At 69.5% G+C, this 9,617-nt stretch carries 9 protein-coding genes and 2 tRNA genes; 3 read left to right on the top strand and 8 right to left on the bottom strand.

The features are described from left to right. Nucleotides 1-69: 69 nt before the first annotated feature. The 5 genes from EIP85_RS10430 to dapF form a co-directional block, all read right to left on the bottom strand. Nucleotides 70-675, bottom strand: a complete 606-nt coding sequence (locus EIP85_RS10430) for a glutathione S-transferase (RefSeq protein ID WP_127902127.1) — start codon at nt 673-675, stop codon at nt 70-72. Nucleotides 676-880: 205 nt separating this feature from the next. Beyond that, nucleotides 881-1,495: an FMN-binding negative transcriptional regulator gene (locus tag EIP85_RS10425; RefSeq protein ID WP_127902126.1), complete on the bottom strand. Its 615-nt coding sequence runs from the start codon at nt 1,493-1,495 to the stop codon at nt 881-883. Between the two features lie 61 nt (nt 1,496-1,556). Next, nucleotides 1,557-1,976 carry a c-type cytochrome gene (locus EIP85_RS10420; protein ID WP_127902125.1) on the bottom strand — a complete coding sequence of 140 codons (420 nt, stop codon included), beginning with the start codon at nt 1,974-1,976 and terminating at the stop codon, nt 1,557-1,559. A gap of 115 nt (nt 1,977-2,091) precedes the next feature. Further along, nucleotides 2,092-3,339 carry a tRNA (N(6)-L-threonylcarbamoyladenosine(37)-C(2))-methylthiotransferase MtaB gene (mtaB, locus tag EIP85_RS10415; protein ID WP_127902124.1) on the bottom strand — a complete coding sequence of 416 codons (1,248 nt, stop codon included), beginning with the start codon at nt 3,337-3,339 and terminating at the stop codon, nt 2,092-2,094. Between the two features lie 2 nt (nt 3,340-3,341). Next, entirely contained in the window at nt 3,342-4,178 is an 837-nt protein-coding gene (gene dapF / locus EIP85_RS10410) for a diaminopimelate epimerase (protein WP_127902123.1), read from the bottom strand. Nucleotides 4,179-4,282: 104 nt separating this feature from the next. On the opposite strand from dapF, the gene EIP85_RS10405 reads away from it, so the two are divergent. Then, a tRNA-Lys gene (locus EIP85_RS10405) sits at nt 4,283-4,358 on the top strand. A 98-nt stretch (nt 4,359-4,456) separates the two neighbouring features. After that, a tRNA-Lys gene (locus EIP85_RS10400) sits at nt 4,457-4,532 on the top strand. A 67-nt stretch (nt 4,533-4,599) separates the two neighbouring features. On the opposite strand, the gene EIP85_RS10395 is transcribed toward EIP85_RS10400, so the two are convergent. The 3 genes from EIP85_RS10395 to EIP85_RS10385 form a co-directional block, all read right to left on the bottom strand. Beyond that, entirely contained in the window at nt 4,600-5,691 is a 1,092-nt protein-coding gene (locus tag EIP85_RS10395) for a LuxR C-terminal-related transcriptional regulator (RefSeq protein WP_127902122.1), read from the bottom strand. A 198-nt stretch (nt 5,692-5,889) separates the two neighbouring features. Beyond that, nucleotides 5,890-7,173 carry a surface lipoprotein assembly modifier gene (locus EIP85_RS10390; protein WP_164871693.1) on the bottom strand — a complete coding sequence of 428 codons (1,284 nt, stop codon included), beginning with the start codon at nt 7,171-7,173 and terminating at the stop codon, nt 5,890-5,892. A 135-nt stretch (nt 7,174-7,308) separates the two neighbouring features. Continuing rightward, nucleotides 7,309-7,929 carry a hypothetical protein gene (locus EIP85_RS10385; protein WP_127902120.1) on the bottom strand — a complete coding sequence of 207 codons (621 nt, stop codon included), beginning with the start codon at nt 7,927-7,929 and terminating at the stop codon, nt 7,309-7,311. A 315-nt stretch (nt 7,930-8,244) separates the two neighbouring features. On the opposite strand from EIP85_RS10385, the gene EIP85_RS10380 reads away from it, so the two are divergent. Then, entirely contained in the window at nt 8,245-9,603 is a 1,359-nt protein-coding gene (locus EIP85_RS10380) for a cytochrome P450 (protein ID WP_127902119.1), read from the top strand. Nucleotides 9,604-9,617: the final 14 nt, after the last annotated feature.

The raw sequence follows: 9,617 nt of genomic DNA, 5'->3' as shown, positions 1-9,617 counted from the left end.
GGGCTTTTCGCAAGCTTCGGGAACGGGGCAGGGCGCCGGGACGGGCGGCGGAGAGGGCGCGGGGGCGGCTCAGGCAGGGATGGTTTCGGCCAGGCTGGGGCGGGTCAGTATCGCCGCGTACCAGGCCGAGAGCGCGGGCCGGGGCGCGCGCCAGTCGCGCCCGGGATGGCGCAGATCCAGATAGCCGAGCGCGCAGGCGACGGCGATCTGGCCCATATCCATTGGGCCTGAGAGGTGGCTCATCCAGCGCGCCTCGATCGTGTCGAGGGCGCGGGCGATCTTTTCCCACTGCCCCTCGATCCAGGGCGCGAACTGCGCGGCCTCCGGGCGCACGGTGGTTTCGTAGCGCATCAGCACGGCGGCATCCATGATGCCGTCAGCGGTGGCCTCCAGCGTCAAAGTGTCCCAGAGGCGCGGCGCCGCGGGATAGAGCTTTCCGCCGGCCCGGTCGTCCAGGAAGCGGCAGATCACCCGGCTGTCGTAGAGCGCGGGACCCGAGTCGCGTTCCAGCGTCGGGATCTTGCCGAGCGGGTTCTGGGCGACCGGCATGGTGCCCGGGGCGACGGCATGGCCGGCAGCGGGAACGAGGGTAACGTCGGCCTCCTGCCCGGTCTCCTTCAGCAGGACGAGGACCTTGCGGACGAAGGGAGAGGCGGGGTTGGAATGGAGGCGCATGGCGGATCCTTTCGGCTGGCGGCGCCGGGAAGGTAGGGCGCGGCCGTGCGGCTGTCCATGGGGCGGGGCGGTGCGCAATGAATGCGCACCCTAAGGGGCTTGGAGGAAGCCTCTCCCACGGCCCGGCCCAAAACAGCGTCGCGTAGCGGCGCCGGGCCACCGTCCACCCCGGGACGGGCGCTGGCCCTCTTCATGGTAAGGGCGCTCAGACCTCGCGCATCAGCCTTGCGAGGGCGGCGGCTTCAGGCGCCTGCCCAGCCGCATCGACCCCATCGGCCGCGCCGAGGCGGGCGGCGTCGGGCTTGTTCTGCGACAGCTTCCAGGTGCCCTGCACGTCCTCTACCACCATGCGGCAGGGGACGATCATCCGCATCATACGCTCCATCGCGCCCGTGGACATCTTGGCCGAGGTCCAGGGCGTCTTCGGCGCAAGCCGCCCCTCGAACTGAGCCGAGAGCCGGTCGAGCAGGCCGTGCATCTCGTCCTCGGGCAGAAGCGAGAGCGTGCCGCGCAGGTGGACGGCGACGTAGTTCCAGGTCGGGACCTGGTCCTCCATCCCGTACCAGTCGGGCGAGATGTAGCCCTCCGGCCCGGTGACGGCGATCACCGCGGGCTGCGGCGTGGCGAGGGTGCGGCTGATCGGGTTGGAGCGGACGAGATGCAGATCCAGGCTCAGGCAGTCCTCGGCCAGCTGGAACGGGATATGCGACAGAAGCGGCCCGTCGGCGGCGTTCACCGCCAGCATCCCGAAGCTGCGGGCCCGCGCGAAGGCGAGGTTCTGGCCGGACGGGGTTTGGCGGAAGGCGGGATTGGGATGCATGGGCGCCTCGGGTTGTTCAAGGCGCCGTTCTAGGCCCGGACCGGCCCTCCGCCAAGCGGCATCAGCGTTGCAGCGACTCGAGGTAGAGCGCGATCGACATCACCTTGCCGCGGGCCTCGATCACCGCGCCAAAGGGATTGTCCGCGCCGCCCTGAGCGGCCTCGAAGCTTCGCCCGAAGACCGGCATCGGGTTGCCGTGGCTGCGCACGCCCGTGCGCCCGTCGATAACGTGGAACACCTTCAGGAAGGGGAAGGTGCCGTCGTTCTGCCGTGCGAGCAGCGTCAGGTCCGGCGCTGGAATGGTCATCACCCCGGCCATGTCGCCGTCGCCCTTGGCGGTCTCGCCGTGGCAGGCGGCGCAGTTCGAGGCGAAGAGCGCCTTTCCAACGCTTTCGTCCTGGGCGCGCGCGGGCGCGGCGAGAGACAGGGCCAGGCTGGCGGCGAGGGTCGCAAGGGCGGGCGATATGCGGAGGGCTGGCATCGTCTTCTCCTTCGGTTATCACGGTTTCGTGAATGCGAAGGATGGGCAGGGTCCCGGCCCTGGTCATTGACGCCGATCACAGGCGCGGGGCGCGGCGCCGCGGCCCGGGGCGGGTTCAGGCCAGAAGCGTGGCGCCGTCCTGGCCGGTGATGCGCGCCTCCAGAATCGTGCCCTCGGGGCGGTCCTCGGCAAAGCGGACCTCGGTGAAATGCTCGGTCCGGCCCATGCGGGGACGCTCGGTCAGGATGCGGTGGGTGCGGCCCTGCTCGGCCAGGAGATGGCGGGAGAGCGCGGCCTCGCCCGCGGCGCGCAGGCGCGCGGCGCGTTCACGGATCGCGGGGCCGGCGACGGCGGGCATGCGGGCGGCGGGCGTGCCCTTGCGGGCGGAATAGGGGAAGACGTGCAGGAAGGTCAGCCCGCACTCCTCGACCAGCTTCAGCGAGTTCTGGAAATGCGCCTCGGTCTCGGTCGGGAAGCCCGCGATGATGTCGGCGCCAAAGACCATGCCGGGGCGGAGGCGGCGGGCCTCTTCGCAGAACGCGATGGCGTCGTCGCGCAGGTGGCGGCGCTTCATCCGCTTCAGGATCAGGTCGTCGCCATGCTGCAGCGAGAGATGGAGATGCGGCATCAGCCGCGGCTCGGTCGCGATGGCCTGCATCAGCCGGTCGTCGGCCTCGATCGAATCGATCGAGGAGATCCGGAGCCGCGGCAGGTCCGGCACCAGCTTCAGGATGCGCAGCACCAGATCGCCGAGCTTGGGTTCCGCCGGCAGGTCCGCGCCCCAGCTCGTCAGGTCCACCCCGGTCAGCACGACCTCCTGGAACCCCTTGCCAACGAGGCGCTTGATCTGCTCCACCACCACGCCCGCGGGGACCGAGCGGGAATTGCCGCGGCCGTAGGGGATGATGCAGAAGGTGCAGCGGTGGTCGCAGCCGTTCTGCACCTGCACATAGGCGCGGTGGCGGCCGAAGCCGTCGATCAGGTGGCCGGCCGTCTCCCTGACCGACATGATGTCGTCGACCTGCACCCGCTCCGTCTCGCCGATCAGGTCGGGGGTGCGCAGGCCCTGCCAGCTTTCGGGGCGCATCTTCTCGGCATTGCCGAGAACGCGGGAAACCTCGGGCATGGCAGCGAAGGTTTCGGGCTCGGTCTGCGCGGCGCAGCCCGTCACCACAAGCGTGGCGGCGGGGTTCTGGCGGCGCAGCTTGCGGATCTCCTGCTTGGCCTTGCGCACCGCTTCCGCCGTCACCGCGCAGGTGTTGACGACGACGAGATCCTCGATCCCTTCGGAAAGCTCGCGCATCGCCTCCGTCTCGTAGGCGTTGAGGCGGCAGCCAAGCGTGGCGAAGACCGGGGCGCCCATGCTCAGGCCCCGGCCAGCGCCGGGTCGAGCAGGCCCGAGAAGACCCGCGCGGTCGGCCCGGTCAGCCAGACGCCGTCCTCCGCCCAGTCGACGAGAAGCGTGCCGCCGTCGACCTCAACCGTCACCTTGCGGCCCGTCAGCCCGCGCCGGGCGGCGGCGACGGCGGTGGCGCAGGTGCCGGAGCCGCAGGCCAGCGTGATGCCGGTGCCACGCTCCCACACCCGCAGGCGCAGGCGGTCGGGGCCCAGGAGGCTCGCGAATTCAACGTTGGTGCGCTCGGGGAAGAGCGGGTCGTGTTCCAGCCCCGGGCCGCGGGCGGCGAGGTCGACCGCCCCGGCATCCTCGACGAAGAAGATGCAATGCGGGTTGCCCATGCCGACCGCGGCGGGATCGCCGGGCATCGGCAGGTGCAGCGTGTCGGCAGCCTGCGCCAGCGGGATCTCTGCCCAGTCGAGCTGGGGCTGGCCCATGTTGACGCGGATCAGGCCCTCTGCCGTCTCTTCGGCGGACAGGAGGCCCCGGGCGGTGCGCAGCGTGAGGCGGGGCTTGCCGGTCTCGGCCATCAGCATCTGCGCGACGCAGCGGGTGGCATTGCCGCAGGCGCCGGCCTGGGTGCCGTCGGCGTTCCAGAAGGTCAGCCGCGCGTCGGCCTCCGGATCGGTCGTGATCGTCACCAGCTGGTCGTAGCCGACACCCCGATGCCGGTCGCCCACCACGCGGGCGAGCGCGGGCGTGACCTCGGGGGCGGCCGGGCTGCGCCGGTCGATCACCACGAAATCGTTGCCCGCCCCGTGCATCTTCACGAAGGGCAGGCCGGAAGGGGAATGCGCGCTGTCCATGGCCGCGCATATAGAGCCGGGCGGGCGGGGAATCCAGCGTTCCGCGCGGTGGCGTGCATTTTCCTCTTGTGCCCGGTTTGGCTTGGCGTTACTTCGCCGCCCGTGGGCCGTTAGCTCAGTTGGTAGAGCAGCTGACTCTTAATCAGCGGGTCAAAGGTTCGAATCCTTTACGGCTCACCATTTTCCCCCGAACATCGATCGCAGGCCGGGAAATGCGTGTTGCCCCCGATTGGGGGCTTGACCCCTGTCGCCCATTTCCGTAGCACCCGCGCCAGCGTGGGCCCGTAGCTCAGTTGGTAGAGCAACTGACTTTTAATCAGTGGGTCACAGGTTCGAATCCTGTCGGGCTCACCACCTTCTCCTCAGAACGGTCCGGATCGGATGGCGCGGTGGCGTTTGGTGCCCTGCGCGCGTGGCCGGCTCAGAGCAGGCCGAACTTCAGCGAAAGCGCCACCGCCTCGGCGATGGTACGGGCGCCGAGCTTGAGGCCCAGGTTGGTGCTGTGCAGGTCGATCGTCGGCACCGCCAGGTCGAGGTCGTGGGCGAGCTGGTCGCGCCGCAGCCCACGCATCAGCCCGTGCAGCACGTCGCGCTCGCGCGGGGTGAGGCGCACGCTTTCCAGTGGCGCGTCGAAGAGCGCCTGCAGCCCGCCCTCGGCCTCTGTCGTGGCGATCACCAGCACCTTCCGCCCGCCCTCGGTGCGGGGCAGGAAATTCAGCCGCAGCGCTGGGATCAGGCGCCCGTCCTCCGCCCGCGCCGGGCCGAGTTCCACCGCGCCGGCGCGGCGCCGCACGGCTTCGGTCGCTGCCCCGACCGCGGCGCGGAAGCCGCGCTCTCCGCGGCCCTGGGTCTTCAGCACGCGCCGGGCATCGACCGCCAGCGCCGGATGCAGGCGAACCAGCAGCTCCGCCTTGCCGTTCAGGCGCAAGAGGCGGCCCTGGTGGTCGAGCTCGAACACCGGCGTGTCGTCGATCAGGCTGTTGTCGGCGGCGACGATGTCGCGGATGCGGTTGCGGTGCAGCTCGCGCCGGATCGTGTGGAGCCGGCCGAGATCCTCGGCATGGCGGTTGATGGAGCGGTGCTCGGCATCGGTGAAATCCCCGCCCCGGCGGGACTTGTGAAAGGCCGTGGCCACCCGGCCATCGCGGGTGCCGTGCATCATGCCGAGGCACCAGTAGCGGTCCAGCCGGTTCTCTCGGATGAAGGCGTTGTACATCTCGCTGCGCTCGAACTCGCGGGCCGAGACGCTGTCCGACAGCCGGAACGCGCCGATGCCAAACTTGTCGTCGGTCGCCTGAGCCAGCCAGGGATCGTGGCCCTCGAAGTCGTTATAGACCTCGTTGGCCTCGGCCTGGGTGCCGGCGGTGATCTCGCGGTAGTCGCCGGGGTGCAGCCAGATGAAGACCGCCGAGGGTACGTCGATCTCGCGCGCCATCCAGACCGGCAGCGCGTCGAAGAGCGTGTCGTCGAGCGCGGCATCATAGATGTCGTGATGCGACAGCGGGCCGTTCATGCGGCGCTCATCCGCGGGGGGGCGGCCGGTCCACCAGGTGCGCGCCGCGCGCCGGTCCCATAAGCCTGTCCTGTCGGATGCCGGGCGGGATCGCGCGATGCCGCGATCGGAGCCGGCCAAAGTGCCGATCCCTCGCGTGCCAAACAGGCCCTACCGTCACAACTCCATCCCACATGCATCGATCTTGCCCGGTTCTGCTTAGAAATCAAGCGTTAGCGTCATTGCGCAATCGACCGAGCCGATGGTGTAGAGCGCGATGTTCGAACGGGTCCGCCAGGCCGTGCAGCTCAGGCGCGGCGTGCGGCCGAAGATCTTCAGGCGGCTGAGTTTCGCCCCGATGCCCAGGCTGAGGGTGCGGTCGCGCCGCCGCTCTCCGACGATCGGGAAGGCGGTGTCGTAGAGCCGCTGCCCCAGCCCCAGCGTGACCGAAAGCTGCAGGTCCGGCACGACCGGACGCGCGTAGCCGACGCGCAGCTCGACCCCGGAATAGCGGTGGTAGTTCTTGCGTGGCCGGCCGCGTTGCAGGTGCAGCCCGTAGCTGATCCGGCCATGCGCGGCCACTGGCCGGATCCGGGACAGGTCGAGGTCATAGGTCGGGCCGGTCAGATAGGGCTTTTCGGAGTAGCGCCGGTAGACCGCGCCGAGGTCCAGCAGCACGCGTCCGCCGCGCCCCGGCCGCCAGGCCTTGCGCAGCTCAAGCCCGCGCGCGGTGTTGTCGGCGGTGACCACCTGACCCGTGCCGCCGTAGCGGCGCCGGCTCGCGAAGGCCTCCAGCGACCAGGGTGCCCGGCCTCCGAGCCTTTCGTAGGTGATCCCGAGGCTCGGCTCGCCATAGCGCAGCGGGGCGGCGTCGAACCAGGCACCGGCGTAGTCCGCATGCAGCCGGACCCGCGCGCCGGGCCGGGAATGAAGGATGTAGTCGACGCCCGGCGAATAGCCGAGGCCGACGCCCGTGCTTTCCTGCCCACCGCCGTCGATCAGGAAGGTGCCGAAATCGGTGACCAGGTAGCGTTCGGAGGCGACGTGGTCGACGTTACTGCTGGGCAGGATCGAGGCCGAGCCGGAGAAGCGCAGCGGATGCGCCCGGTCGAGCGCCTGCCAGGCGGCGAGAAGCGCGCGCTCCCGTGCCGGATCCTCGGCAAGGGCGTAGCGCAGGAAGCCCTCGGCGCGGCCGACCGGGCCGAAGCGGGCGAAGGCCCTGTCCAGGCCCTCCTGGGCCGGGGGGTAATCCGGCTGGCGCGCCGCGACGGCGCCGAAGATCAGAACTGCCGCAGCGGCACGGCCCTGGGAGATCTGCCGGTCGCCGAGCGCGATCCAGTCGGCGACGGTGCGCGGGGCGGTCTCGGGGCTGGCCTTGCCTCCGGGCTGGGCCTGGCCTGCCGCCGGGGCCACCGTGCCGGCGTGGGCCGATCCGGAACCGGCGAGGCCGGAAAGCGGGCCAGCCGCGAGGACGGCCGCGATGAGCGGAGAGAATAGGCGCATGGCGCGTCGCAGCTTTCCGGGGCGCGGATTGGGGCAGGGCGGATCGGGGGGCGGCGCGGGATGGGGGAAACGGCATCCCGCGCCTGCGAAGACCGGGGGCATGGCCCCCGGCCCCGAACCGGTGGAGGTGCCGGCTTATTGCTTGGTGGCGTAGAAGCCGCCATCGACGTTCCAGGCACTTGAGTCGCTCGCGCCGTGGTCCTTCATCGTCCCGGTGTGAGTGCCGACCGCGGTCAGCGTGCCGGAGTCGTCATAGAACTTGCCGGTCATGTTCAGGTTGAGGTCCGAGGGCGTCGTGCCGTCGGACACCGTGCCGGAGGCGGTGGCCGAGAGCGCGGAGCCCGAGACCGTGCCCGTGACATCCAGCGAGCCGGTGACGTTGATATCCGTCTTCTCGCTGGCGGTGCCCGTGTAGACCCCGAAGTCAGAGGCCGTGCCGCTCAGCTTGCCGGCGTCGAAATCGACATCCATCGCCAGCTTGCCCAACGCGGACAGGTCGGGGTTGTCGGTGCTGACGTTGTCGATGCCGAGATAGCCTGCCATGGAGGCCTTCCCGGTCGGGGTGGTCTCGGTCAGCGAACCGTCCTTGATGCGGTTCTGGTAGTCCGTGTAGGTGGTGGCCACGGATTGCGCCTCTGCCGAGGACAGCGCCGCGGTGGTGCCTCCGGTGCTGCTGCCGGTGCTGCTGCCGCCGCCGCCACAGGCCGACAGCGCGAAACAGGTGGTGAGTGCGACGAGCGCGAATTTGGTGTCCATCAGTGTGCCCTGCTGTTGAGAGGTTTCCCGACCCGCCCGAGCGGACCGATCACGGGCATTTCACGACGCCGTGATGGCCGCGCGCAATCTATGAGAAACCATAGGGTCGGGCTGCCGGCCCCGCCGTTGCCGCAGTCCGGGCCCCTGTGGCAGACCCGGCAGCGACAGGCGGCGTGACGTGTCATCCGCGGTCGCCCAAGCGCCACAGTCCGGCGGGGACTGTGGCGAGAAGATGGCATTGCGGCTGTTCACCGAGAGGTTGCGTGGTAAGGTCTGCGCCGGGCTCGGCTGGGCCGGCACGGATGGAGAGCGAAGATGAACCAACCGGTGATCCACAGCGCCGAGACGCGGGAACCCGCCTCCGCCGCGCTGGCCACGAAGCCCATCGGCCTGATCGCCTTCGCGCGGCTGGCGGGCAAGAACATGCTCTGGGTGATCCCGGATGAGACCAAGCACCAGACCTATCTGCGCGGCCCGGTGAACATCCACTGGATCTGCGATCCGGAGATGATCACCGAGATCCTGATCGGGCAGGGGCGGACCTTCCCCAAGGCGAAGTTCACCAAGGATATCCTCGGCTCCGCCGTCGGGAACGGACTGATGCTGAGCGAGGGTGAGAAGTGGAAGGTGCAGCGTCACCGCTACGCGCCGCTCTTCGCCGCCCGGAACCTGCCGATGCTGGTCACCCATTTTGCAAAGACTGGCGAGGAGTTCGCCCAGCAGGCGCTGGAGGGTGGCGGCGAGATCGACGTGGCGCGGCTTTCGCCCGAGGCGACTCTGATGAACATTTCGCGGGTGATGTTCTCGGGGACCGAGACGGTGGCGCCACCGGTGATCCGCGCCGGCCTAAAGAGGTATTTCGAGTTCATCTCCTTCATCTCGCTGTTCGACCTGATGGGCCTGCCCTCCTGGGTGCCGCGGCGCAAATGGCTGAAGAGCAAGGAGCCGGTGACCAGCATGCGGGACCTCGCGCGCCAGGTGATCGAGAGCCGCCGCTCCGAGGGGCGGGAGGAGCCGCAGGATTTCCTCGACCTGATGATCGAGACGCTGGAGGAGGACGTCGAGGACATCGAGACCACCGTCGACAACCTGCTGACCTTCGTCGTCGCCGGGCACGAGACGGCGGCGAACACGATGGCCTGGGGGCTTTACCTTCTGGCGCTCTATCCCGAAGTGCAGGCAGTCCTGCGCGAGGAGGTGATCGCGGCCTGCGGCGACGGGCCGGTGACCTTCGAGAGTCTGCAGAAGATGCCGCGCCTTCTTGCCCATGTGCGCGAGACGTTGCGGCTTTACCCGGCGGCTGCCTTCTTCGCCCGGGATGCGAATGCGGAGCTGACCGTGAAGGGCGTCACCTTCAAGAAGGGCGATGCGCTGTTCTTCCCGATCTATTCCCTGCACCGGAATTCGGAGCTCTGGGAGGCACCGGAGGAATACCGGGCGGAACGGTTCCTGGGCGAGAAGCCGCGACGGGGGCAGTTCATTCCCTTCGGCGATGGCCCCCGGATATGCATCGGCGCACAATATGCCGAGACCGAGATTACCGTGCTGATGGCCTCGCTGATCCGGCGGGTGGACCTGTCGATGAGCGACAAGCCGATCCCGGAGCCCGTCCTGACGTTCACCATGCGGCCCGGCGGGCCGATGATGCTGCGTGCAAAGCCCGTTCAGGGCTGAGAGCTGAACGCGGA

It is taken from the genome of Solirhodobacter olei (assembly GCF_004010155.1).
Classification (GTDB): Bacteria; Pseudomonadota; Alphaproteobacteria; order Rhodobacterales; family Rhodobacteraceae; genus Solirhodobacter; species Solirhodobacter olei.
This window is presented reverse-complemented; position numbering and strand designations above follow the sequence as displayed.